The sequence below is a fragment of the Clostridium sp. FS41 genome (assembly GCF_000954015.1).
Classification (GTDB): Bacteria; Bacillota; Clostridia; order Lachnospirales; family Lachnospiraceae; genus Enterocloster; species Enterocloster citroniae.
The window spans coordinates 122,914-148,976 of sequence record NZ_JYHN01000056.1 but is presented as its reverse complement, the minus strand read 5'-3'; the positions used below and the strand labels follow the sequence as shown (position 1 = coordinate 148,976).

Below are 26,063 nucleotides of genomic sequence, written 5' to 3'. Positions count from 1 at the left end.
CGATATTTTTGCGCCGCACATAGAAAATTGGGAAAATGCATTGGATGTGGCAGGATGCAGGATACCCCCTTTGATAAAATTAGCATTAAGGAACAGTGCCCTAGATTAAGAAAAAATAAGAGTTTGCAGAACATACAGGAGGTAAATGATGAATCGGAGATTGGAAGCGGGCTGGAAGAGGATAACGTCTGGTTTTTTGGCGTTTACCATTGTAAGCATACTGATACTGGGCAATTCCGGGATTGCATTTGCCGAAGAATATGGCGACAGGTTCTACCGGGAGGAGACGGATCTGTCGGAGCTTGGCGAATTTTCCAAGGCCATGGTCAGCAATGCCAGTTTCAAAAATTCAAAAAAGGATGATGTGGTAATCAGCATTTTTTCGGAGGAGGGGGACTTCCGCCCAGGGGGGCTGGTCAGCTTGGATGTTCATCTTAAGAATGAGACGGGAACTGTGGTCACAGATGGCACACTGACATATAGCGCAAAGGGGATTCAGGCGGACTCGGCGGAGTTTTTTCTTTTGGAGGAGTCAGAAGAAGATGCATTTGATACCGGCATACCGGATGATAGTATAGCGGATGATGGCACACTGGAAACAGGTATTCCGGAAAATGAGGATGGCACAAAAGGGCTGGAGCGGATCGATGGGATCGAACTGGTTCCCGGGCAGATTTATTCAGTACGTTTTACATTTTCCATTGATGAAGATATCGAGGGGGTACGGAACCAGCAGGTAAAATTCCAGTTTGACGGAAAAGGTGAAGAAAAGAGAATACGCGTCCGTGAGAATTTTTTATATACGGTCAATTATCTGAATATGGATTCCGTTGAATTCCAAGATGGAAACCGAATAGGAACAGGTGAGATGGTCACTATGGGAATCCGTGCATCCATGTTTGATTTTGACGCAATCCTGGAAGATTCCTTTAAGGATGAGGCAGATATTGCTCCTGCTACACCGTCAGAGGCTGTTCCGGTCGTTCCACCGGCTACGCCATCTGAAGCACTTCCTGCCACGCCGTCACAGGCCCGGCCGGATATACCTACAAAGCCGGTACAAGAGATGACGGAAGAAGGCCCGGGCATACCCCGGGAAACTGAGGCCCAGGCACCCTCTGATTCGGGAGAAAACCAGACAGAGGAAACCACAGAGGCATTGCCGACAGTGTCAGGGGAAACCGAGACACAGGCACCCACGGAGACTGAGGGAACCACTCCTCTGCCCTCCGCTGGGGAAGCGGCCGCCGAGCAAGGGGAAACCGAGACACAGGAATCCACAGAATCTTCACCCACTGATTCAGGGGAAAACCAGACACAGGCATCCATGGAGGCAGGATCAACAGATCCAGAGGAAACCACAGCCCAGGCGTCAGACGAGTCAGGACTAACAGAAGCAGCAGACACAGAAACAGCAGACACAGAAGCGGCAGACACAGAAGCGGCAGACACAGAAGCAGCACCAACCATGTCATCAGAACACGCTCAAGGGGATTTGACAGAGACAGGGGTGACAGAGCAGGACCAAAGTGAAAAAATGGGATCTGAATCCGTGGTTGTAATTGAATCAAAATCGGAAGATCCTTCAAATGGACGTAAAGATACCGCTGCAAAAGATGCCGGGGAAACCCGGAAAAATGCAGATGAGGAGGAAAGCGAAGATTATACGGTAGACCTTGGGAAAGTAAATTACAGGATTGAAATGTACAACGCCAAGTTAAACGGCTTTAAGGTGAGAAAGGCAATGGTGGATGATGTAAGGGAGAATATGCTGATCTGTTCGTACCGCGTGTCCGGGAATGTGAGCCCCGGGATCTATTTTGGAAAGATTACCCAGGAGAGCAAGATAAAAGGAAAAACCTGCAAATCCACCCAGGGATTCTCACTGATTGTAACAGGTGACGGGGAGATCTCCCTGGAAGGCCGGATTGGGAATGCTGCCGTTACGGTAAGCGGACCAGTGGATTCCTTTCCTGAGGCGGACCAGATGGCTGTGAGAGTCTCCGAAGTAGGGCAGGAGCATATGGCCCAGGTGGACGAGGCGTTGGAGAAAAAGTCTCAGGAGGAGGGGATCTCTATTCAATCCTACAAAGCCCTGGATATAAAGCTCTACGCGGACGGGGTTGAGGTTGAACCGGTAGGCCCTATCAATGTAGCCTTTAAAAATCTGGAGCTGGAAAAGCGTGATCCTGCGGCTGCATCCAACACGCTGGCGGATGTACCGGGTGCAATCCAGGTGTTGTCCCGGCAGGAGGAACCGGCAGACCCCAGTGAACGGATCCAATCCGGAGGAGATGAGATCAAAGTCTACCATCTGGATGAAACGCAGGTTGTAGCAAATGAGATGAACAGCACCGTGGCATCTGACGGAACTGTAGTGATGGAAACAGATCATTTTTCCATATACATTGTGGTCAACGTGCCGGAGGCAAAAGAAGTGCCTGTGACAGTGGAACACTGGGCACAGCTGGATAAGATGACATTTGACAATAGCGGTAAAATAAAGGAATCTGTCTCCGGGAACAGACTGTATCCGGGAGCCCAAAGCGGAAGCACGTATGCAAAGCAGGAGGTAAAAATATACAGCGATGATAACCTGACCCTGCCCAATGGATCAGGCACAGGGGTGGATTACTCTATTGCAGTCTCCAACTGGAGTAAGGTTGCCCTGGGCGGTAATTATACGGTAAAAAGCGTGACCATAACCAATGCGAATTACCCCAATGGACAGACCTTTACGGAAAATGCCACAGACCAGAAGATCTATCTTACTGCGGCCAACAATAAGATAAAAATCAACTATGTGCCTACCTCGGGCACCATTAAGGGATATACGGGATTCCACGATTATAATGTTACGGTGGAAGGAAAGACCACGGATGGGAACCATGGAACCCTTAACACCAGCAAGGTGGGAATGAACAATACCTCCCTGGGAAACAGCTCCACCCGCATCGGCGTTGGGATCGGAGGAAACGGCCAGGCACAGATACGCCATGGTTATACAGGGGTGCCAAACAATGCAGGTTCCGTGGTGACGGGGATTCCCAAAGAAACCCTGGCCGCAGACAATACGATTAAGTTTAATTATCAGGATCCGGGCCTTTTTGCAACCCAGGATATCACCACCAGTGAAACATATAAGGACGGTAAAAAGGTGACCTATTATGCCAAGAAATACCTGCCGAACTATCAGCTGGGTTTTGAACGCCAGGGGGACACCTATACACTGGAATCCGTATATGACAGTTCGGGAAAAACACTTTTGAAAAACCTGGATCAGATCGTCTATACATGTGACAGCTGGAACGGATCCAAAAAACTTTATTCCAACCTGTTCTGGCCTATGGACAGTGTCAGTTACAACAACGCGGTTAACGGAAAAAACAGGGATCCTCTGTTTGGCTATAACCATTACGGATTCCCTCAAAATGATGAGGACGTGAACAAAAAGGGGATCACCCACAACTGGTTTTTTGGAATGCGCTATGACTTTGAGTTTGTCCTGGGAGATTACACCGGGCCCATGGACTATTACTTCAGGGGAGATGATGATTTCTGGCTGTATGTGGACGGCAATTTGGTAAGTGACGTTGATCTGGGAGGAATCCATTCCGCGGAAGGCGCTTATGTGGACCTGAAGTCATGGATGCAGAACAAGGGCCTTCTAAGCGATAAGAACCAGAAACATACCATGTCGGTCTTCTTTATAGAGAGAGGAGGAACCGGTTCCTGCTGTTACATGAAATTCACACTCCCAAGCGTCACATCAATCCCAACCCCGGAATCCGAGACGGTTTCCCGCACGGTCCGGAAGCTGTGGCTGGATGGAAATAATGAGGATAAGAAACGGCCTGAATATATCTATGTCCAGCTGAAACAAGATGGCGCTTCCTACGGTAGTGCGGTCAGGCTGGAGGCCTCCAATGGCTGGGAGTATACGTGGGATAACCTGCCCAAATATAAGGAAGTAAATTCAAATGAGGAGCATGTTTATACCGTAGAGGAAATAGGAACAATTGTTGGTTATACATCAAGCATCAATGGGATGACCATCACTAATACCCGGCTCACGGATATCAATGTGAGGAAACAGTGGGTCGGTGGTGCCGGAGAGGGTTCTGTTCAGGTGGGATTGTTTAAGGATGGAAGTACAAGGACGGGTGACATTATCACACTGGACAGCTCTAATAACTGGTACGGCACATGGCAGAATCTGCCGGGGTATGATTCTGGAGGGACAAAGATCAACTATGTTCCCTATGAGGTTGACTCTTCCGGTAATAAGGTGGAAGCCGGAAGCACGGTACAGATTGGTGAGGGACAATATATTGTCACTTACAGCAGTGATCACTCTGTGATAACCAATACTTATAATCAGAAAGACCTGGCAGTGAAAAAAGTATGGGTGGATTATGAAAATGCCTACCATACGCGGCCTGAGATATTGGAGGTCCAGCTGTATCAGAATGGGGCGGCCTTTGGCGAACCTGTAAAACTCAGCGATGCCAACAAATGGACAGCAGGTTGGAAAGACCTGCCTGTAAAAGCCGATGGAAGCTCCCCGCCGTATGTTTACACGGTGAGAGAACTGGACCAGGCGGGCCAGCCCATAGAGGATGGCAGTACGGCGGTATTATCCTCCGGATACTCTTATTCAGCATCCTACGATTCCAGCGGTACGGGGACATCCGCCAATCCGTTTCAAATAACCAATACCCTTTTGGCGGCAAAACTGAGGATCAAAAAGACAGTGGAACAGAACGGCCTTGAAAATGAACCCATTGATTCTTCCTACAAGTTTGTGATACAGGTCATGGACAGTAAGGGAGCTGTCTATACACAGACTGCTCTTGGAAATGGAGAGGAAAGCGGGGCAATCCTTGTGATTCCTCCCAAGGAAGGGCAGATCTTTTCCATTGCGGAGATCGTACCAATGGAATACACCATGTCACGTATGGAAAGCGAACCGGCAGACGCGCTCTCAGGAGCTGAGAACGGGGACAAAGTTACAGTGAAACCAGGTGACGATATCCTGGTGATTCTTACAAACACCCCTGACCATGAGAGCTATTTCCATCACACCGCATCAGTCACCAATGTAAAGGGATTTACAAATGGGGAGGGAACGGATTTCAGGCCGGAGAACCCGTTTACAGAATATCATGGAAGTGACAATCCTCAGTATATGGCATCGGCCTTTACCTCGGACTGCATCATGGTGTTTGTTGAAGACAGAGGTGTAGCGCGCGGCCAGAGAAAACTGGAGAAAGGAGATGATCTTTATGGATAAAAGAAAGGTCTTATCCAAGCTGCTGCCAATGATCGTGCTGGTATCCCTATCCATTGCAGCCGGAGTAACAGGCGCCGCGGTCATCCACTCCATGCAACTGGAAAATCCCATAAAGACGCCTGTTGTAGAAGGGGGTATAACAGAAAACCTGGACCAGGGGGCAAAGGAGGTTTCTTTTACAAATAATGGGGAGGCAGATGTGTTTTTAAGAGTTGCATTTGCGCAGTCATGGATTGCACAGGATGGCACGGTTCTCCCTAATCATATAGTGGATGCATCCGGCCAGTCTCTGCCTTTGGCTGTCCCCAGCCTTTCATTGGACGGCAATTGGGAAAGCGGGGAGGATGGATGGTATTACTACAAAAAGGTGCTTCCCGGTTCCGTATCAGGCATCCAGGACCGCAGTACGGAAAAGCTGGTCCGGGGCGTGGATTTTATAGATTTGTCAGGGATAGAGGACCAGAGGTATCAAAATGCGGAGTATAAATTCCATTTCACAATGGAGATCGTGCAGTCCAGCGATGACTGGAATGTCAGCTTGAAGGCAGTGCGGCGGCTTTTTGACAGGGACATTTCAGTGACGCCGGATAACTGGGACAACAATAAATATGGATGCAGTATTAACTGGAATGTTGATTCCGGAAAAAATTAGGAGGTGGTTGTTTTGAAACGATTAGAGATCCATACACGGCTGAAAAACAAAAAGACAGCCGGTCTCCTGATACTGGTTATATTGCTCCTGTCATTTGCAGTCACATTGGCATATTACAGTGATGTGATGACCCTGGCCAATCCCCTGGGAACTTCCCACAGCGGGGCGGCCATGGTGGAAATTTTCGACCCGGAGAGCTCGTTCCTGCCCGGAGAGACAGTGATTAAAAAAGTTTCGTTCCAAAACACAGGTGAAATGGACCTGTTCCTGCGTGTTGAAGTACCGCCACAGGAGAGCTGGTGCCAAAAGGGACAGGGGAGCAGCCCGCCTGTTATCCTTGAAAAGGAGGCTGGCTACGACACGGATCATGTGATCAAACATTGGAATCCGGGAGTCTGGACCGATTCCGGCCAAGCAGAGGGAAATGTAGATTATATGAACATGGAGACTGAGTTCTGGTCAAAGTCATATACGGATGAGAACGGAAAGAGCTACCGGTATTATAAACAGGTCCTCCCGGCAGGGAAAACCACGGACTGTATCCTTGAGAGCATCAGTTTAAGCGATGAAGTGTCAAATGACCGGCATGACGTGGATTACAGTGATAAGATTTATAAACTGACCTTCCATGCAGAGGCGGTTCCTGTTGAGGAACATGATTCGGCACTGGGGGTACAGTCACAGTGGAATATGGTGGTTCAGGAAGACAGCAGCGGCGTACTGACATGGAGTCAGGGCAGCCGGGCCGGTGAATGATACAGGAGGACAGGAGAATGAGAATAAATGGAAAAGTGATAGCAGTGGCCGCAATGCTGGCAGTGGCCGGGATCGGCGGGACATTTGCTTACTTTAACCAGACTTTGACAGCCGCCAACATATTTGATACAGGGAAATATGATACGGAACTGGTTGAAGAGTTTAAGCCTTCGGAGGGTGAGAACTGGGGGCCTGGAACCAGTGTGAATAAAGATGTGACAATCCGTAACACAGGTACCCTACCCGTGGTAGTGCGGGTGAAATTCCAGGAAAAGTGGGTCAGAGGACAAGAGGAATTTTATTTTACAGACACCTCCCAGGAAAAGGAGCGGCCGGTCGCCATTGGAAGCCCATCCAATGCCAACAATGCATTTGAGAATGTTTACCAGGGTGACCCGGAAGACGGAATTGCCGATCCTGACGCGGATGACTCAGTGGTATTTAAAAGCATGATGCCGGACGGCGGCTGGGTTTATAATCCGGCGGATGGATATTATTACTATATGTATGTCCTTCCCGGCGCAGTAGAGAAAGAGGATGGCAGCCATGAAATTGCGGAGACAACCAAGCTCCTTGACGGAGTGACCCTGGCGGAAAATGTGGATATGGGTTCCTACAAGGAGATCCGGTATTATGCCACCACGGGTCAAAGACCTGAAAATGGAAGCAACGACTGGGTGGAATTCGCCACGGCCAGCAATGCGTCCAGCCCTCTTGGATATGATTACATTTCCACCAGGGAAATGAATGAGCGCCTGAAAGCGGATGGAAACCAGATAACCTTTATGAAATCAGTTACTGATCTCACAGATGCCAGGCTGGCCGGGTACAGTGACGCTGATTATACCCTGGTGGTGGCAGCCCAGACCGTACAGGCAACGGACCAGGCCGTCAACACGGTTTTTGGAGAAGGCGGTGTCTTTGATTTTAAGCAGCTTGGATGTGAGTGGAAGCTGATCAGCGAATCAGAGGTCCAGAAGTAAGTTCAGCTGTCCATAAAAGAATGATCAAACAGGTTATTGCCGCCTATGTTTTTTGATGGACGGACCAATATAACAAAATAAAAGCATAATAATATGAAAAAGCAGGAGGAAAAGACATGAAGAAGTTAAATAAGAAAGCAGCAGCAGGAATCGGGCTTGGAGCATTAGCCCTGGTGGGAGGAACATTTGCGTACTATTCACAGACGGCGTCCCTGGATAACCCGTTGAGCACGGGCAAATATACCACCCAGCTGGTGGAGGATTACACGCCGCCAACGGAAGATTTAAAGCCGGGCGCTAAGTGGGATAAGAATGTAGGGGCGGAGAATACCGGAGATTATCCCGTCCTTGTCAGGGTAAGCATGAAAGAAAACTGGTCCTACAAGGGAGAAACGGATCCCTACAAAACCATATTGAGCGAATCGGAACTGTTTGACAACGGGACCTATGCCGGCGGAATCTTTGACGCAGACCAGGTTAATGACACCGATGGCCTGGCACCCGCAGAAGACGGCACCGTGGTACATAAGAACATCCTGACCAATGACGGCTGGATCGATGGAGGGGACGGATACTGGTACTGGAACGGCGTTCTGGAGAAAAAGGGATCAGATAAGTCCAGCACCACCCACCTGTTGGAAGGGCTGACCATGGCCACGGATATCGACCTTGGCCACTATGAGACAAAAGAGTACTATGCCGTTGCGGCAACACAGCCGGATCTGGATAATACCAGTGCCTGGACATTGATCGACTGGACCCAGGTTAGTGATGAGAATAATGACGGCCTTAAAGATATACGCGACCTGGCAGCTGTCACGTCTATTCCTGAGGGAGAGAGCCTGTTCCGCAAATCCGAATCCAATTTGGACAGCAATAAGAAGGGCTACGGGGATTCCAACTACACACTGACCGTTACCTCTGAGTTTGTCCAGGCCACCGCTGATGCAGTAAACGATTCCTGGAAAGATTTCGATATCACTGCATTGACCAATGTACAGGTTAATGCAGAGGACGGCGTGAATCTTGAGAATAAAACCGTTACACCATAATACAGAGGCTGATGAATGAACGTTCTGAAACAATTGTTTAATATCCTTTCATGGCCCGTGTATCTGTGCATTGTGGGGTACCTTCTGATCGCAGCGCCCATGCTGGCCGGTTACCGGCCGGTGGTGGTGCTCAGCGGAAGTATGGAGCCCGCCTTTCCTGTTGGGAGTGTGATCTACTATAAAGGGGCCGCCTTTGAGCAGATTCAGGAGGGAGACCCCATCACCTTCCATGCAGGTGAGGATGGCTCGCTGGTCACCCACAGGGTGGTGGAAAAACAGGAGCTGAGCCGTGATTTTATCACTAAGGGAGATGCCAATGAGACTGCGGACCCCAACCCGGTTTCATATGACCGAGTGGCAGGCAGGGCGGCTGATGTGAAGATCCCCTATGCCGGATACTTTGTCACCTGCGGCAGGACACCCCAGGCAATTGGGGTCATGGGAGGGATCCTGGTGATTGGGATATTACTTGATTTTATCTGCCCGGCAAAGAAGCGGGAGGAAAAGGCATAAACGCCTGTTGGAAGCAGAGCTGTAATCCGTTTGGACAGGAGATTGATGTTATGAAAAAAGGCAAGATCATGTTATTGGGCCTGGCAGTTCTGGCGGCTGCATCGGTGGGAACTACCTGGGCGGCGTGGTCCCAGGTAATACGGACCGGCAATGAATACAGGGTTCCCAGGTACAAAACCAGCCTTGAGGAGCATTTCCGCCAGCCGGATGACTGGCAGCCAGGTATAACCACACAAAAGCAGGTATGGGTATCCAACAACCTGAAAGCAGAGGACGGCAGCCTGGAGAGCGGTGTGCCCGCCATTGCCAGGGTGGAGATCCACCAGAGCTGGATCAGGCGGGAAAATGTTTACGTCCTGGATCAGAATGGCAATGAGACAGCGGTCCCTCCCCTTGAGGGGGAAGCGCTGCCCCCTGACTTTGTAACAGACCAGGGAGAGCGCCAGTATGCGGCAATTCCTGCATTTAATAAAGAAGCCGTTATGGTGCTCCGGTCCGGAATGGCTCAGGATGCCGGCATACGCCTGAATTTGCCCTATGCAGACAAGGTGGAGGATGCCAGGGGAAAGTGGCTCCTGGTGGATGAGGAGCCGTCTGAGACAGGAAATTATATATTGTATTACATAGGGGTGATACAGCCGGGGGAAGACTCGCCGGTGTTTTTGGAAAGCGTGACCATGAACCCCCTTCTGGAGAACACCATAACGGGAAAAGACACCTATTATGAGAAGACAGAGGATGGTTACAAGCAGATTACCGTGACCCGCACCAATGCCAAATACGGGTATGACAGCAGCAGATATACCATGGATATAAAGGCCACCACGGTGCAGGCCACCAAGGCGGCGGTGGAGCATACGTTCACCGGCGGGTTTAACCAGGAAGTGATCCGCTACCTGGCCGATCAGGTGGCGGATCCCGGCGTCTATGACGCCTCAGGCCTGGAAAAGAAGCTGACCCTGGTCTACAACCGGGGAAGCCAGAGGCTTGAGTATGTACCTTACCGCTCAGGGACCGGGGAGGAGGAAGGGAACTGGTTTATGAGTTTTACGGACATGGTTCCGGGAGGTATTTACAAAGACCGCCTGAAGGTGGAGAATACCACATCCAACCAGACTGCCAGAGTCTATATGCGGATCGATCCAAGAGAGCAGGAGCAGATAAAAGACGAGCTCCTGGAAAAGATCACCATGAAAGTCATATTCCAGGGCAGTGTCCTCTATGAAGGAAAGGTGACCGGCGCCAGATACGGGGAAGGTGAGAATCTCCAGGAACTGATCCCCCTGTGTTATCTGAAAAGTGGTACATCCGAGGAAATCCAGGTGGAGCTGCAGCTGGATCCATCCATTACCTGTGACCCGGTAACGGGAGCGTGCGTCTATGCCGACCAGCTGGCCAAGATCGACTGGGAATTTATGATCCAGACATTCTCAGATAATGGCGGAGGAGGTGGTGGAGGCGGCGGAGGCGGCGGAGGCCGAAGAAGCGTAACCACCATTGATGACACAGAGGTTCCCCAGGCTGTCATGATCCCTGATCCTGAGATCCCGTTGGCAGCACTTCCAAAAACAGGGGACACCACCCCGCTGCTTATGCTGGGAGCCATGACCGCGGTCAGTTTCCTTCTGCTGTCAGCCCTGGGGGTTCTGTGGTTCAGGACTCGCAGGAAAGAGGATCAGGTGTGATGGTCAAAAAGCAGGGGATCAGGCGTACCGTCCTGACATTGTCCATCCTTTCAGTCCTGGCAATCTTTCTGGTGTCCGCGGGACTGCTGTGCCGTTCCCTGTATGAATACAGGAAAGGGGAAAAGGAGTACGGGGAGCTTCGGCAGTATACAGCCAAGGCTTCCGGACAGGAACCTGCTCCCCAGTCTCCGGGCAGCCTGCCCGCCGGGGAGCAGGAGCCCATGCTGGCCGTTGATTTTGAGGCCCTTAAAAAGCTGAATCCCCATATCATTGCATGGATCCACATTCCCGGGACGCCGGTAAGCTATCCTGTGACCCGGGGGGAGGACAATTCCTATTACCTGACCAGGACATTTTCCGGTGCATATAACGGGGCCGGATGCATTTTCATGGATTACAGAAGCAGTCTGCCCTCAGAGGGCGGGAACACGGTCCTCTATGGACATAACATGAAAAACGGTTCCATGTTCGGTTCCCTGAAGCGTTACTGGGATAATGAATATTATAGGGAACACGCCTCCTTTTACCTGTACACGGCAGAGGGGGATAATTTCCTGTGCCATATTACGGACCGCCGCAGGATCCCTGCGCAGACCGACTTTTTTTCCAACATGCGGGATAAAGAGGAGGAAACAGGTGAAGACGGCAAAGCAGACGAAAGTGGCAAAGCGGACCGAGATGCCGGGGTCACACTGGTGACCTGTGTGGCCGGGAAAAATGAGGAACGGCTGGCAATAGAGGCGGATGCAAAGCGGATAGAATGACAGATAAAAGGGAGAGGCCCAGTCCATGGAGCCTCCCCCTTTTATTAACCCATATTTGAATTGCTTTTCTTTTTTCCCAGATACGCGGCCTTTACCGACTCGTCCGCCAGCAGCTCCCTGCCGGTACCGGTCAGTGAGATCCGCCCTGTCTCCAGCACGTATCCCTGGTCTGCGATGCGCAGTGCCATGTTGGCGTTCTGCTCAATGAGGAGGATGGTCACTCCCTGTTTATTGATCTCCTTGATAATATTAAATATATCCTGGACGATCAGGGGGGCCAGGCCAAGGGACGGCTCATCCATCATCATCAGCTTAGGATGGCTCATCAGAGCTCTTGCAACGGCCAGCATCTGCTGTTCACCGCCGGAAAGAGTGCCGGCCAGCTGCCAGCTTCGCTCCTTTAGGCGGGGAAACAGGTCGTAGACCCAGTTGATGTCGTCTTCCAGGGAATCGCTTCTCAGATAAGCGCCGATCTTAATATTTTCAATCACCGTCATGTCGGGGAAGACCCGCCGCCCCTCAGGCACCAGGGTGATGCCCTTGGCCACGATATCAGGTGTATCCATGCCAAGGAGTTCTGCATTGTCAAACTGGATGGAACCGCCGGAGGCTTTTACCAGGCCGGTGATGGAGCGCAGGGTGGTGCTCTTGCCCGCTCCGTTGGCACCGATCAGGGTGACAATGGATTTTTCAGGAACCTCAAAGCTGATTCCCTTCACCGCCTCGATCCCGCCGTAATTTACTCTCAGGTCTTTAATCGTTAACATCGTCACTCACCCCCAGGTATGCTTCAATTACTTTTGGATTGTTCTGGACCTCATCCGGTGTGCCCTGGGCAATGAGCTTGCCAAAATCCAGCACATAGATACGGTCTGATATCTGCATGACAAGATCCATGTGGTGTTCGATCATGAAAATGGTCAGGTGGTAATCGTCACGGATCTGCTTGATAAAATCAGTGAGGTCCTGGGTTTCCTGGGGATTCATGCCCGCAGCAGGCTCATCAAGGAGCAGCAGGCTGGGGCTGGTTGCCAGTGCCCTGGCGATCTCCAGGCGGCGCTGGAGGCCGTAAGGCAGGGAGGAGGCAGTCTCATCCTTCAGATGCACCAGGCCCTGCATTTCCAAAAGGCTGAGGGATTCATCCCTCATCCGTTTTTCCTCCGCGTGGTTTAGGCGCAGGGCGGCGGAAAATACATTTTGTTTTGCCCGCATGTGCTTGGCAATGAGTACATTTTCAAACACGGTCAGGTTGCCGAACAGACGGATGTTCTGGAAGGTCCTGGCAATCCCCAGCCTGGTAATCTGGTCCGGCGTCTTGCGCACCGGTGTCAGGGCAGTGGGCTCCACATCACCTGCATAGAGACGGCGCATCTTGCCCTGGGGCGTATCCGCCAGTATAACCTGGCTGTTAAAGGATACAGAGCCATAGGTGGGCTGGTAGATGCCGGTGACACAGTTGAAGGCGGTTGTCTTTCCAGCGCCGTTGGGACCGATGAGGGCCACGATCTCGTGTTCATTTACATCCAGCGACAGTCCGTTCACAGCAACCACGCCGCCAAACTGCATGGTCACATGATCCATATGAAGTACATTCTTAATGGTGTCCATTACTGTGCGCCCCCCTTCTTTGAGGCTGAGGCCTTTTTCTTTTTCCCCTTTAGCTTATGGGGGATGCCCCTGATCAGGCGGAACAGCCCTTCCCAGGAAAACTCCTTGTTTCCCATGATGCCGCGGCTGTAAAAGAGCACCACTGCCATCAGCAGGATGGAGAAGATGACCATACGGAAGCCGGAACGGAACAATGGGATGTGAATACCGGCAATGGTCAGCGGATCGTCAAAGAAACGCAGTGCCTCGCGGCCGGCAGTGACCACAAAGGATCCAAGCACGCTGCCTGTCACGCTTCCGATGCCGCCCAGGACCACGATCAGCAGGATGTCGTATGTAAGGGCCACCTGAAAGGTCTTGGAATCAATGGAGCGCATGAACATGGCCAGCATTCCTCCGCCCACGCCTGTGAAAAAGGAGGAGATGACAAAGGAAAGCTCCTTGTAGTGGAACAGGTTGATGCCCATGGACTGGGCGGCGATCTCATCCTCACGGATGGATTTAAAGGCCCGGCCATAGGAGGAATTGATCAGCAGCATCATAAGGCCGATGCACAGGGCTGCCAGTCCGAATACCGCAAAGATATTGGGAAATCCCGGAATGCTCTTTAAGCCGTAGGAGCCGTTGGTAATGGTGTCAAACATGGGGGCTGCGATAAAGGCCCGGATGATCTCTGAAAATCCCAGGGTCGCAATGGCCAGATAGTCGCTCTTAAGGCGCAGCACAGGGATTCCGATCAGGGCTGCCAGCCCTGCTGCGGCCAGTCCGCCAAGGAGAAGGGCCACGGGAATGGGAAGCTGTACATTGGCGATCACAGGGGAAATGCCGCTTACATAATACACGCTGGCTCGGGAGCCCACCGGGATGGTGAAAATGGCCACAACATAGGCGCCAATGGCCATAAAACCCGCCTGGCCCAGGGAAAACAGTCCGGTAAAGCCGGTTAAAAGGTTCATGGAAACAGCCACCACCGCATAGATGGCGCTTCGTTCCAGAATGGATATCTGGTAGCTGTACTCCGCTTTGTCAGACTGAAGAAAGGCCAGGATGCCGATCAGCACGGCCAGGGCAATAATGGTATAAACTTTGTTTTTGTTCTTTGTCATATTTTTCATGTTGGCCACCTCACACTTTATCGGTTGTCTTCTCACCAAAGAGGCCGGTAGGACGGATGAGAAGCATAACGATCAACAGGATAAATGTAAATGCATCGCTGAAGGTGGACTGGCCCATGGCAACCAGGGCTGTCTCTCCAAGCCCCAGGATAAAGCCTCCGATCACAGCGCCGGGGATGCTTCCGATCCCGCCGAATACAGCTGCCACAAAGCACTTGAGCCCGGGCAGGGCGCCGGAGAACGGGAATACGGTCATACGGTCCGTGAAATAAAGGATGGAGCCGATGCCGGCCAGCAGGGAGCCGATGGCAAAGGTAAAGGAGATGGTTTTATTGATCTTGATACCCATCAGGGATGCTGTCTCATAATCCTTGGATACGGCCCTCATTGCCATTCCGATCTTGGTGTGGTTGATCAGGGCGATCAGCAGGTACACCAGGATCAGGGTCAGGACAGGGGTCAGAAAGGTCACGAAGGAAGCGGACAGTCCGCCGATCTGATAGATCCTTTTCAGGAAAGGGATCTCCGGATAGCCTTTTGGAAGGGCTGTGAACAGATAGGTGGCAAGGTTCTGCAGCAGGTAGGAAACGCCGATGGCAGAAATCATAACGGACATCCTTGGGGCGGAGCGCAGGGGGCGGTAAGCCACGCGCTCAATGGACACACCCAGTACAACGGTGACAAGCAGCGTCACCGGGATCGCGATGAACCATGGAAGACTTGCCATTGCGAAGATCATAAAATAACCTGCCATCATGAAAATGTCGCCGTGGGCGAAGTTGATCAGACGGAGGATGCCGTAGACCAGCGTATATCCAATGGCAATCAGCGCATAGGCGCCTCCAAGGGAAATACCGGTCAGGCACTGCTGAAGAAATGTTGTTAAACTCATAAGAGTCTGCCTCCTGTTTTTTAATAGTAGTATCCTGAATGGGCATAAATCGGTAAAGCTGGAGAAAGGCCGCAGGGCATTGGCTGCCGCCTGCGGCCTCTGTGTCATATGTAACTATGGTCTTACTCTACCGTTGTGGTTGTAAGGAACTGGAACTTGCCGTCCTTGATCGTCTTGATGAAAGCGATATCCTTGTTGGCATCACCTGTCTCGTTAAAGGTAATGCTTCCTGTGACGCCATCGATCTGGACACCCTGTAACGCGTCACGGATCGCGGATGTGTCAGTGGAGCCTGCTGTCTCAATTGCCTTGATGGCCGCCAGGTAGGAATCATAGCCCAGGGCGGATACGGCCGGAATGATATCCTCCTGCTTATTCTCTACCAGATACTCCTTAAAGCCCTTGATGAAAGAGGAAGCCTCGTCATTGGCCGGCTCGGCCTCGTCAAAGAAGGTGGAGAGCACAACGCCCTCGGAATCCTTGCCTGCATTCTCAATGATGGTTGAGTTCTCCCATGTATCACCGGCAGCAATGGTTGCGGTGATCCCCAGTTCCCTTGCCTGCTTGATAATAAGGGGGGCAGTGGTGATGGAGGAAGGAGCAAAGATGATATCAGGGTTAGCCGCCTTAATATTGGTCAGGATTGCCTTAAAATCAGTCTGATTGGTCTGGAACTGCTCTTCACTCACAATATCGCCGCCTAATTTGGCAAATGCGTCCTTAAAGAAAGAGCCCAGTCCTGAGGAGTAGTCATCGCCCAGCTGTGTGATCACGGCCGCGCTCTTTGCACCGTTTTGGAATGCGTAGTTGGCCATTACAGTGCCCTGGAAAGGATCGATAAAGCATACACGGAAGTAGTAGTCATTGCCCTCGGTTACCTGTGGGTTGGTGCAGGAACAACCGATGGCCGGAATCTTTGCATCTGCGAAAATCTGTCCCGCGGCAATGGACACACCGGAGCCATAGCTTCCCAGAACAACGCTTACCTTCTCGCTTACCAGCTTCTGGGCAGCATTGACAGCCTCGGTCTTGTCGGACTTGTTGTCAACCTCCACCAGCTCTACCTTGTAGTCTTCGCCGTTTATCTTTACAGTGGGATGGATCTTATTGGCATAGCGGATGCCCAGTACTTCCTGGAAGCCGCCGCCTCCGTTCTCTCCTGTGGTTGGCTCAAATACGCCGATCTTGATGACTTTGTCCTCCGCCTTTTTGCCGCATCCTGCAAGGGCGCCAACAGCCAGACATGCAGCCATGGTAATAGCCATGATTTTCCTGATTCTCATAATACATTCCTCCTGTTTTGCTTGATAGTTCATTGATCACAGCGGATTTGCCAGCGCGTGTTCATGCAGCAAAGACAACTGTCCTCAATGGGAAAACAATGAATATATTATAACAGATATTATAAAAATTTCAATGAATTTTAAAAAATACTTTATTATTTTTAGGTTTTTTTAGCACACATGGAGCGTTTGGGCAGCTCTCCAAAGTGCTGCTTGTAGGCTCTGAGAAAGGTGGAGTAATTGTTAAAGCCCGACAGATAGCAGGCCTGGGTTGCCCCCGTGCCTTCGGCCAGCAGGCTGCGGGCCTTTAAAAGGCGCTTTTCCGTGATATAGTTTCCGATGGTGTATCCTGTTTCCTCCTTAAATATGCGCATCATGTGGTAAGGGCTGACGCAGTTTAAGGCGGAAAGGCTGCGGATGCTCAGGTCCTCGCAGAGGTGTTCATTAATATAGGAGATGAGGCCTGACACACGGTAATTCAGGGCGCCGTTCGGAAGATACTGGGCATTATCGTCCAGAGACACACGGTTTAATTCCACCAGGAACTGAAGGCACAGCAGGCGGCAGTACAGGGGGCCTGCAAACTCCTCCTCCTGCCAGTTCTGGGCGTGTTCCAGTTTCTTTAGCAGGGAGATGGTAAGATGGCGGGCTTCATCCTTTAGCCGCAGCACATTGGAGTGGCGGTAGGCGGCGGTGGAAAAGCAGCTGTCCAGGGAGGAGGCGCCTTCCCGGTACCGGTCCAGAAAATCAGGAGACAGATACAGGATCAGCCGCTCATAGGGGGAGGAGGCATCCACCTGGGGGCAGTGGATCTGTCCGCGGTCCACCAGCACGATGTCGCCGGGACGGAGGGAATAGGATCGTCCCTCTATGATATAGGTCACATTTCCCTCCAAAAGTACCACGATCTTGAGAAAATCGTGGTAGTGGGGCTCATAGGCGCGCTGTACTTTATCTTTTATGTGGAACAGGCGGAATTCTCCCTGAAGGAATCCCTGCTTTGGGGTGGCGGACGGATCGCTGTTTATATACATGTAATTACCTCCTTTTTTATAGTATAAAATAGATACAGCAGGATTTGCAATATAAAATAGCAATATATCTATATAATTGTAAAAAAATGCCTGTTAAAATATAAACAGAATATGCTGATTGGTGACCCGGGAACGGGGCGACTGGTGCAGAAAAAATATGGAGGGCAAGCAATTGAGGATAACAGTTGAAAAATATCATGGACTTGGAAACGACTATCTGATCTATGATCCCAATAAAAATAAAATGGAGCTGAATCCGTCTAATGTACAACTGATGTGCAACCGGAATTTTGGCGTGGGCGCCGATGGGGTGCTGGAGGGGCCGGTGCTTGACAATGACAGGATCTCCATGGTGGTGTGGAATCCGGACGGAAGCGTTGCCGAAAAGAGCGGCAACGGGGTGAGGATCTTTGCCAAGTACTTAAAAGACGCGGGCTATGTGCAGAAAAAGGATTTTACCATCTATTCCCAGGGCGGTGAGGCGGCCATCCACTATCTCAACGAGGAGGGGACCAGGCTTAAGGCTTCCATGGGCAAGGTCTCTTTCTGGAGTGATGACGTGCCTGTGGAGGGACCCCGCAGGGAGATCATCAATGAGACCATGGTCTTTGGAAGGATCCCCTACCCTGTCACCTGCCTGTCCATCGGCAACCCCCACTGCGTCATTCTCATGGATGAGATATCAAAGGACCTGGTGTGCAGGATCGGGAAATATTCCGAGAGCGCAAAGCAGTTTCCGGAAAAGATCAATACCCAGATCATGAAGGTGCTGGACCGTACCCACATACAGACCGAGGTCTATGAGAGAGGGGCGGGCTATACCCTGGCATCGGGAAGCGGGTGCTGCGCAGCGGCGGCCGCAGCCTACCGCCTGGGCCTGACAGATCCCAAGATGGTGGTCCAGATGCCGGGCGGCACACTGGAACTGGAGATCGATGAGCGGGGCATTGTGCACATGACCGGTGATGTGGGGTATGTGGGCACCATTAAATTAGGTAATCATTTTACCGAACAACTTCGCGCATTAAAGTGATATTGGTGAAAACCACGAAATCATTAAATCGCATTGACAAATAAAATATCTGCTGATATATTTTTGTTAGTATTGAGGCGGGAGCGCCACAAAGCGCCCTGCCTTTTGTATTTTATGGTTTCACAGTCTGCAAGAGAGGGAGAGGAAAGATGAGCAAATACAGTAAGGAAGACATTGTCCGCATGGTGGAAGAGGAGGATGTGGAATTTATCCGTCTTCAGTTCACGGATATTTTCGGCATGCTTAAGAACGTGGCCATTACCTCAAGCCAGCTGAACAAGGCACTGGAGAACCGCTGCATGTTTGACGGGTCCGCCATTGAAGGATTTGTCAGGATCGATGAGTCCGACATGTACCTGTATCCGGATCTGGATACCTTTGAGATATTTCCATGGAGGCCCCAGCAGGGCAAGGTGGCAAGGCTGATCTGCGACGTGTATAACCCCGATGGCACGGCCTTTACCGGGGATCCCAGGAATGTGCTGAAACGGGCGGTGGAAAAGGCCAGGGATATGGGGTTTGTGTTTAACGTTGGGCCGGAGTGCGAGTTTTTCCTGTTCCATACGGACGAGGAGGGAAGGCCCACCACCAACACCCATGAGACTGCGGGATATTTTGACGTGTCCCCCATTGACCTTGCGGAAAATGTGCGCAGGGATATTGTGCTCAACCTGGAGGAGATGGGCTTTGAGGTGGAGGCCAGCCACCACGAGATTGCTCCGGCGCAGCATGAGATCGATTTCCAGTACACCGATGCCCTTTGCGCGGCAGATAATATCATGACATTTAAGATGGCGGCCAAGACCATTGCAAAGCGCCACGGCCTTCATGCCACCTTCATGCCCAAGCCCAAGGAAGGCGTCAACGGCTCCGGCATGCATATCAACATGTCCCTGTCGGATATGCTGGGAAAGAACCTGTTTGTGGATGACACCGATGCCCTGGGCCTGAGCGCCACTGCATATTACTTTATGGCGGGCATCCTCCACCATATGAAACCCATGACTATCCTCACAAATCCCCTTGTCAATTCCTACAAGCGCCTCATACCGGGATATGATGCGCCCATCTATATTGCGTGGTCGCCCACCTCCAACCGCAGTTCCCTGATCCGCATCCCCTCCCCAAGGGGAGGAAACACGAGGATCGAGCTGCGCTGCCCGGATTCCGCCATGAACCCGTATCTGGCCCTGGCCGCCTGCCTGCGTGCCGGCCTGGATGGGATTGAGAAAAAGATGGCGCTTCCCGCCTGTGTGGAGGGCAATATGTTCACCATGGAGCCAGAGGAGATGAGGTCCAGGAATGTGGAGCGCATCCCGGAGACCCTGGGAGACGCCATTGAGGCATATGAGGGGGATTCATTTATAAAGGGAGTGCTGGGGGAACATATTTACACCAAATACCTGGAGGCAAAGGAAAAGGAATGGCGTGACTTCAGGGCCCAGGTGACGGACTGGGAAGTAAGCGAATATCTGTATAAATACTGATTGCTTACTCTCAGCGGACAAGGGACTTGGAGGTGAGACATGTGACTAATATTATCGTGGCATTCTCCAAACCGGAGGATGGAAAGAATATAAAGGGGATCCTGGTGCGAAACGGTTTTCAGGTGGTTGCTGTCTGCACCTCGGGCGCACAGACCCTCTCGGCGGCGGAAGGCTTAAGCAGCGGTATTGTGGTAAGCGGTTACCGGTTCGAGGATATGCTGTATGACGAGCTGCGCCAATACCTGCCGGGGACATTTGACATGCTCCTTATCTCTTCGCCCAGCAGATGGAGCGGCCAGGCCCCCGGCAATGTCATCTGCCTGCCCATGCCTTTGAAGGTCCATGATCTGCTAAATACATTGGAAATGATGGTCCAGGCCCAGATGCGCTTTCGCAGAAAGATGCGCGGCAAGCCAAAGGAGCGCAGCGAGGAGGAGCAGAACCTGATCGCCCGGGCAAAGCAGCTGTTGATGGAGCGGAACAACATGACAGAGTCGGAGGCTCACAGATATATCCAGAAATGCAGTATGGACAGCGGAACCAATCTGGTGGAGACAGCCCAGATGGTGATCAGTCTGATCCATGTGTGAGTTTTGACGGGAGGGAACGATGAATTTTACAAAGATGCAGGGAATTGGAAATGATTATGTATATGTGGACTGTTTTAAGGAAAAAGTAGAGGAGCCGGGCAAGACTGCAAGGTTTGTCAGCGACCGGCATTTTGGGATCGGTTCAGATGGCCTGATCCTCATCTGCCCCTCGGATGTGGCGGACTGCAGAATGGAGATGTACAATGCGGACGGCTCCCAGGGCATCATGTGCGGGAACGGAGTGCGCTGTGTGGGCAAGTATGCCTACGACCACGGCCTTGTGCCAGCGGACCGCAGACAGATCACCGTGGAGACGCTGGGAGGGATCAAGAACCTGGATCTGGACATACTGGATGGCAGGGCGGTGTCCATCACGGTGGACATGGGTGAGGCTTTCCTCACTTCTGAGCTTCCCGAGGACATCACGGTGGATGGGACGGACTACCGGTTTGTGGGTATTGATGTGGGGAATCCCCATGCCGTCTATTATATGGAAGAAATTGACAGTCTTGATCTGGAGAAGATAGGACCGGCCTTTGAACTGCATGAGAGGTTCCAGCCCCACCGGGTGAACACGGAGTTTATCCAGGTGGTGGACAGGGGACATCTGAGGATGCGCGTATGGGAAAGGGGCAGCGGTGAGACGTGGGCCTGCGGTACCGGAGCCACGGCCAGTGTGATGGCATCTATCCTCATGGGGTATGTGGATGACCAGGTGCAGGTCAGCCTGCGGGGCGGAAGCCTGCAGATCCGGCTGGACAGGGGAACGGGACATCTGTTTATGACAGGTCCTGCGGTGGAAGTATTCAGCGGAAGTATTGACATACCACGGGAAATATATTATGATTGACAAAATGACTTTAGTCATTTAACACTTTAAACTACATGTAATCAAATACACACTCTCAGGGACCAAGGGCACGAAGATGTGCGGTTATGTCTCTGTACAGGTCCTGTGATGGTGAACATTTGCTGTCTTAGCGCCCTGTATGGAGCCAGGCGGGTTTCCTGGGAGCGTTTATGTTTAAGAGCGCATCTGCTCAGTGTTCTCCCGGGGATACTCCGAGAGTACACTTCATAACAAGGAGGAGCAAATTATGTTTAAGATCAATGAAAACTATCTGAAACTGCCTGGCAGCTATCTTTTTTCCACCATTGCCAAAAAGGTGGCGGCATATCAGCAGGCCAATCCGGACAAGACCATCATCCGCCTGGGGATCGGTGATGTGACCCTTCCCATTGTCCCGGCCGTGGTGGAGGCCATCCATAAAGCAGCTGACGAGATGGGACATGCCGAGACATTTCACGGCTATGCGCCGGATCTGGGATATGATTTTTTAAGGGAAGCCATTGTGCAAAAGGATTATATGGCATGGGGATGCCGGATATCCCCGGATGAGATCTTTATTTCCGATGGGGCCAAGAGCGACTGCGGCAATATACAGGAGATATTCAGCCCGGACAGCAGGATCGCGGTGTGTGACCCGGTGTATCCGGTGTATGTGGATTCCAATGTCATGGCCGGCCGCACGGGTGAATATGATGAAGCAAAGGGAATGTGGAGCAATGTGATCTATATGCCCTGCCGGTCAGAGAACCACTTTGTGCCGGAGCTGCCAAAGGAGACTCCGGATCTGATCTATCTGTGTAATCCCAATAACCCCACAGGCACCACGCTCACAAGGGAGCAGCTAAAGGTGTGGGTGGATTATGCCAACCGGATCGGGGCCGTGATCCTTTATGACGCCGCCTATGAGGCATATATAGCCGAGCCTGAGGTACCTCACAGCATTTTTGAGATCCAGGGGGCCAGGACCTGTGCCATCGAGTTCCGCTCATTTTCCAAGAAAGCGGGATTTACCGGCGTCAGGCTGGGATTTACCGTGGTGCCCAAGGACCTGATGTGCGGTGATGTGATGCTTCATTCCCTGTGGGCCCGCAGGCACGGCACCAAGTTTAACGGAGCTCCCTATATTGAGCAGAGGGCGGGGCTGGCCGTGTATTCAGAGGAGGGAAACAGGCAGGTCATGGAACAGGTGGCCTACTATATGAGGAACGCCAGGGTCATTTACAATGGCCTTAAGGAAGCGGGATATATGGTTTACGGAGGCGTAAACTCCCCTTATATCTGGCTTAAGACAGAGCAGGGGATGACCAGCTGGGAATTTTTTGATCATCTGCTGGAACAGGCCAATGTGGTGGGAACTCCGGGAAGCGGTTTCGGCCCCAGCGGGGAAGGATATTTCCGGCTTACCGCATTTGGAACCTATGAAAATACAGTGGAAGCAGTGGAGAGGATAAAAGCCCTCAGAAAATAGAACTGCCAAGGGAGGAACAAGAGAGTATGGATGATATTGACCGCAAGATCCTGAAGCTGTTACAGGCCAATGCAAGAATGTCCCTGAAGACCGTTGCAGAGAACACATTTCTGTCTTCGCCCGCCGTATCCGCCAGGATCGAGAGACTGGAAAAGGAGGGGATCATAACAGGATATCACGCCATGGTGGATCCCATGAAGCTGGGCTACCACATTCTGGCGTTTATCAACCTGGATGTGGTTCCGGAGGACAAGCCGAAATTCTATGCCTACGCAAAGGAAGTGCCCAATGTGCTGGAGTGCAGCTGCGTTACGGGAGAGTATTCCATGCTGATGAAGGTGGCCTTTCAGAGCACCATGGAGCTGGATATGTTCATAGGGCAGCTGCAGAAGTTTGGAAAGACAAGCACGCAGATCGTATTTTCCACGCAGGTAGGTCCCAGAGGGGTGGATGTGGACGAAATTTAATTAAGGTTTTGTCAACATTTGTCTCACCTTCACATATGGTATAATGTAGAGTCATATGTGAAGGAGAGTCTGATATGGCAGACCTTAAGAGAGTGATTATAGATGCCGGACACGGCGGTGTGGAGCCTGGAGCCATGTTTAACGGACGGCGGGAAAAGGATGATACCCTTAGGCTGGCTCTTGCAGTAGGACAGATACTGGAAAATAATGGAGTGGACGTGGTTTATACAAGGACCACCGACACCTTTGATACGCCACTGGAAAAAGCGCAGATTGCCAACCGGTCGGGGGCTGATTATTTTGTCTCCATTCACCGCAACGCCATGCCGGTGCCCGGCACTGGAAGCGGTGTGACTACATTGGTGTATCAGGACGAGGGCGTGCCGGCCATGCTGGCGGAGAATATCCAGCGCAACCTGGTGGAAACCGGATTTAACGACCTGGGGATCCAGGAACGGCCGGGACTCATTGTGCTGCGCCGCACCCAGATGCCGGCCGTGCTGGTGGAGGCAGGATTTATTGACAATCCACAGGATAATCAGTTTTTTGACGAGAATTTTGAAGCCATTGCCCAGGCCATTGCGGACGGCGTGCTCCAGACCATACGGGAACAGGAGCAGCAGCGCCCGGAGTATTACCAGGTGCAGATCGGGGCATTCCGAACAAGGATGCCTGCGCAGAGACTGGTGGATGAACTGCAGTCCAGGGGATTTCCTGCCTTTATGGTCTATGACGATGGCCTGTACAAGGTCAGGGTGGGAGCATTCCTTAACATGGATCATGCGGTCCAGATGGAACGGAATCTGCGCAATATGGGATATCCCACAATGCTTGTCAGGGAGCGGGCCATCTATTGACAGGGCAGCGCGCGTATGCGGTCACGGTGCCGGGTATATGATATTAAATGATATGGAACGATATGGAAAATGCTGCCGCAAAACGGTTGATCAACTGTTTTGCGGCAGCATTTTCATGTGTTTGTTTTTACTGTTAAATGCTGTCCCTGGCGGTTTACCAGTTCCAGCGTCCGTACCGAAGCGTGACAGCCCCTATGGTTTCTAAGAGCGCTTCCGTTACCTGGCCTGGCAGCAGGCGCCATTTCCAGTTTTCTCCAACTGTGGAGGGGGTGTTGATGCGGCATTTATTGTCCAGCCCCATATAGTCCTGAAGGGGGATGATACACAGCCTGGCCTGGCTGCGCATGATCAGGCTGATAAAGGACAGATACAATCTGTTTTCCGGAGTGTAAAAGTCGCACAGATAATCACGGGCCAGCTTTCTCTCCTCAGGGGTGATGGAGCCGTACCAGCCTGTGATGGTCTCATTGTCATGGGTGCCTGTGTAGGCCACACAGTTTTCCGGGTAATTGTGGGGCAGATAATCGCTGGCACAGCCCGAATCCCTGGAATCAAAGGCAAATTCCAGGACCTTCATGCCCGGGAATCCGCTGTCATATACCAACCGGCGGACGGAATCCGTCACATATCCCAGGTCCTCGGCTATGATCTCCTTTTCGCCCAGTGCCTGTTTGACTGCCCGGAAAAATTCAATCCCCGGCCCCTGCTCCCAATGGCCGTCCACAGCCGTATCAGAGCCGGACGGGATGGAGTAGTATTCATCAAATCCACGGAAGTGGTCGATCCTTACCACGTCATACAGTCTGTAGCAGTAGGACAGGCGGCTGATCCACCATTGGTATCCGGTCTGCCTGTGATATTCCCAGCGGTAAAGGGGATTGCCCCAGAGCTGGCCTGTGGCGGAGAAGCCGTCCGGAGGGCAGCCCGCCACAACGGTGGGCACATTGTCCTGGTCCAGCTGGAACAGTTCGGGATGAGCCCAGGCGTCCGCGCTGTCCATGGCCACATAGATGGGGATGTCGCCCACAATGCGTATTCCCTTTTTGTTGGCGTAGGATTTGAGTTGGTTCCACTGTTTGGAGAACAGATACTGAAGGTACTGGTGGAACTCGATCTCGTAGTACAGCTCCCTGCGGTAGTAATCCAGCGCATTCTGCCAGCGAAGCCGGATATCCTCAGCCCATTGGGTCCATGCCCTGCCTCCAAACCTGGATTTAACTGCCACGAAAAGGGCATAGTCCTCAAGCCACCATCTGTTTTCTTCCAGGAAGTTTTGAAACTCCGTGTTCCGGCTGATGTTGCTGCGTTCATAGGCCTTTTGCAGCAGGGGAAAACGCGCCTCATATATTTTAGCATAGTCCACGGCGTCCGGTGTTTCCCCAAAGTCCGCTTCCTCACACTCCTGCCGGGTAAGGACTCCTTCTTCTATCAGGTCCTCCAGGCTGATAAAGTATGGGTTTCCTGCAAAGGTGGAAAAGGACTGGTAAGGGGAGTCACCGTAACTGGTGGGTCCCAGGGGGAGTATCTGCCAGTAGGACTGGCCAGCTTCCTTTAGCTGGTCCACGAACTCATAGGCCTCCTTTGAAAAACAGCCGATCCCGAACCTGGAAGGCAGGCTGGCAATGGACAGTAAGATTCCGCTTTCTCGTTTCATTTATTCCGCACTCCTTTTTGTGGGCAA

General features: G+C 51.8%; 22 protein-coding genes. 15 read left to right on the top strand and 7 right to left on the bottom strand.

Translation table 11 applies throughout. The annotated features are described in order from the left end of the window. The first annotated feature begins 148 nt into the window (after positions 1-148). The 8 genes from CLFS41_RS11160 (at position 149) to CLFS41_RS11125 (ending at position 11,698) form a co-directional block, all read left to right on the top strand. On the top strand, positions 149-5,293 hold the full coding sequence (locus CLFS41_RS11160) for a Cna B-type domain-containing protein (protein ID WP_045092315.1): 5,145 nt from the start codon (positions 149-151) through the stop codon (positions 5,291-5,293). Beyond that, positions 5,286-5,945, top strand: coding sequence for a hypothetical protein (locus tag CLFS41_RS11155; RefSeq protein WP_045092314.1), 660 nt, complete (start codon positions 5,286-5,288; stop codon positions 5,943-5,945). Before CLFS41_RS11160 ends, CLFS41_RS11155 begins: the two co-directional genes overlap by 8 nt. 12 nt (positions 5,946-5,957) lie before the next feature. Then, positions 5,958-6,701 (top strand): BsaA family SipW-dependent biofilm matrix protein, encoded by a 744-nt coding sequence (locus tag CLFS41_RS11150; protein ID WP_007867328.1) that lies wholly within the window; start codon positions 5,958-5,960, stop codon positions 6,699-6,701. A 17-nt stretch (positions 6,702-6,718) separates the two neighbouring features. Beyond that, entirely contained in the window at positions 6,719-7,684 is a 966-nt protein-coding gene (locus CLFS41_RS11145; RefSeq protein WP_045092313.1) for a BsaA family SipW-dependent biofilm matrix protein, read from the top strand. Positions 7,685-7,800: 116 nt separating this feature from the next. Further along, entirely contained in the window at positions 7,801-8,736 is a 936-nt protein-coding gene (locus CLFS41_RS11140) for a BsaA family SipW-dependent biofilm matrix protein (RefSeq protein WP_007867322.1), read from the top strand. Positions 8,737-8,751: 15 nt separating this feature from the next. Continuing rightward, the gene (locus CLFS41_RS11135) at positions 8,752-9,249 is read left to right on the top strand and encodes a signal peptidase I (RefSeq protein WP_045092312.1); all 498 of its coding nucleotides are present in this window, start codon (positions 8,752-8,754) and stop codon (positions 9,247-9,249) included. A 50-nt stretch (positions 9,250-9,299) separates the two neighbouring features. After that, entirely contained in the window at positions 9,300-10,934 is a 1,635-nt protein-coding gene (locus CLFS41_RS11130; RefSeq protein ID WP_007867317.1) for a BsaA family SipW-dependent biofilm matrix protein, read from the top strand. Continuing rightward, the gene (locus CLFS41_RS11125; RefSeq protein ID WP_045092311.1) at positions 10,934-11,698 is read left to right on the top strand and encodes a class B sortase; all 765 of its coding nucleotides are present in this window, start codon (positions 10,934-10,936) and stop codon (positions 11,696-11,698) included. Before CLFS41_RS11130 ends, CLFS41_RS11125 begins: the two co-directional genes overlap by 1 nt. Before the next feature lie 44 nt (positions 11,699-11,742). Here CLFS41_RS11125 and CLFS41_RS11120 read toward each other — a convergent pair whose 3' ends face one another. The 6 genes from CLFS41_RS11120 to CLFS41_RS11095 form a co-directional block, all read right to left on the bottom strand. After that, the gene (locus tag CLFS41_RS11120; protein WP_045092310.1) at positions 11,743-12,465 is read right to left on the bottom strand and encodes an ABC transporter ATP-binding protein; all 723 of its coding nucleotides are present in this window, start codon (positions 12,463-12,465) and stop codon (positions 11,743-11,745) included. Beyond that, positions 12,452-13,306: an ABC transporter ATP-binding protein gene (locus CLFS41_RS11115; RefSeq protein ID WP_045092309.1), complete on the bottom strand. Its 855-nt coding sequence runs from the start codon at positions 13,304-13,306 to the stop codon at positions 12,452-12,454. Before CLFS41_RS11115 ends, CLFS41_RS11120 begins: the two co-directional genes overlap by 14 nt. Further along, positions 13,306-14,421, bottom strand: a complete 1,116-nt coding sequence (locus CLFS41_RS11110; RefSeq protein ID WP_007867306.1) for a branched-chain amino acid ABC transporter permease — start codon at positions 14,419-14,421, stop codon at positions 13,306-13,308. The genes CLFS41_RS11115 and CLFS41_RS11110 overlap by 1 nt, the downstream gene beginning before the upstream one ends. 10 nt (positions 14,422-14,431) lie before the next feature. After that, a complete protein-coding gene (locus CLFS41_RS11105; RefSeq protein ID WP_007867304.1) occupies positions 14,432-15,313 on the bottom strand; it encodes a branched-chain amino acid ABC transporter permease in 882 nt (293 codons plus the stop codon). Positions 15,314-15,435: 122 nt separating this feature from the next. Then, positions 15,436-16,596 carry an ABC transporter substrate-binding protein gene (locus CLFS41_RS11100; RefSeq protein WP_007867301.1) on the bottom strand — a complete coding sequence of 387 codons (1,161 nt, stop codon included), beginning with the start codon at positions 16,594-16,596 and terminating at the stop codon, positions 15,436-15,438. Positions 16,597-16,757: 161 nt separating this feature from the next. Further along, positions 16,758-17,630, bottom strand: coding sequence for an AraC family transcriptional regulator (locus tag CLFS41_RS11095; RefSeq protein ID WP_045092308.1), 873 nt, complete (start codon positions 17,628-17,630; stop codon positions 16,758-16,760). 172 nt (positions 17,631-17,802) lie between these two features. Here CLFS41_RS11095 and dapF (CLFS41_RS11090) point away from each other — a divergent pair, with 172 nt between their 5' ends. The 7 genes from dapF (CLFS41_RS11090) (at position 17,803) to CLFS41_RS11060 (ending at position 24,382) form a co-directional block, all read left to right on the top strand. Next, positions 17,803-18,663 (top strand): diaminopimelate epimerase, encoded by an 861-nt coding sequence (gene dapF / locus CLFS41_RS11090; protein ID WP_007867296.1) that lies wholly within the window; start codon positions 17,803-17,805, stop codon positions 18,661-18,663. 149 nt (positions 18,664-18,812) lie between these two features. Continuing rightward, positions 18,813-20,150 (top strand): type I glutamate--ammonia ligase, encoded by a 1,338-nt coding sequence (glnA, locus tag CLFS41_RS11085; RefSeq protein ID WP_007867293.1) that lies wholly within the window; start codon positions 18,813-18,815, stop codon positions 20,148-20,150. Positions 20,151-20,191: 41 nt separating this feature from the next. After that, positions 20,192-20,740 (top strand): ANTAR domain-containing protein, encoded by a 549-nt coding sequence (locus CLFS41_RS11080; RefSeq protein WP_007867290.1) that lies wholly within the window; start codon positions 20,192-20,194, stop codon positions 20,738-20,740. A 19-nt stretch (positions 20,741-20,759) separates the two neighbouring features. After that, positions 20,760-21,590, top strand: a complete 831-nt coding sequence (gene dapF / locus CLFS41_RS11075; RefSeq protein ID WP_007867287.1) for a diaminopimelate epimerase — start codon at positions 20,760-20,762, stop codon at positions 21,588-21,590. 247 nt (positions 21,591-21,837) lie between these two features. Beyond that, the gene (locus CLFS41_RS11070) at positions 21,838-23,058 is read left to right on the top strand and encodes an LL-diaminopimelate aminotransferase (protein WP_007867284.1); all 1,221 of its coding nucleotides are present in this window, start codon (positions 21,838-21,840) and stop codon (positions 23,056-23,058) included. A gap of 26 nt (positions 23,059-23,084) precedes the next feature. Beyond that, complete coding sequence (locus CLFS41_RS11065) at positions 23,085-23,525, top strand: Lrp/AsnC family transcriptional regulator (RefSeq protein WP_007867282.1); 441 nt, start codon at positions 23,085-23,087, stop codon at positions 23,523-23,525. Positions 23,526-23,599: 74 nt separating this feature from the next. Beyond that, on the top strand, positions 23,600-24,382 hold the full coding sequence (locus tag CLFS41_RS11060; RefSeq protein WP_007867280.1) for an N-acetylmuramoyl-L-alanine amidase: 783 nt from the start codon (positions 23,600-23,602) through the stop codon (positions 24,380-24,382). A 154-nt stretch (positions 24,383-24,536) separates the two neighbouring features. Here CLFS41_RS11060 and malQ read toward each other — a convergent pair whose 3' ends face one another. Continuing rightward, positions 24,537-26,036: a 4-alpha-glucanotransferase gene (malQ, locus tag CLFS41_RS11055; RefSeq protein ID WP_045092307.1), complete on the bottom strand. Its 1,500-nt coding sequence runs from the start codon at positions 26,034-26,036 to the stop codon at positions 24,537-24,539. Positions 26,037-26,063 lie beyond the last annotated feature (27 nt).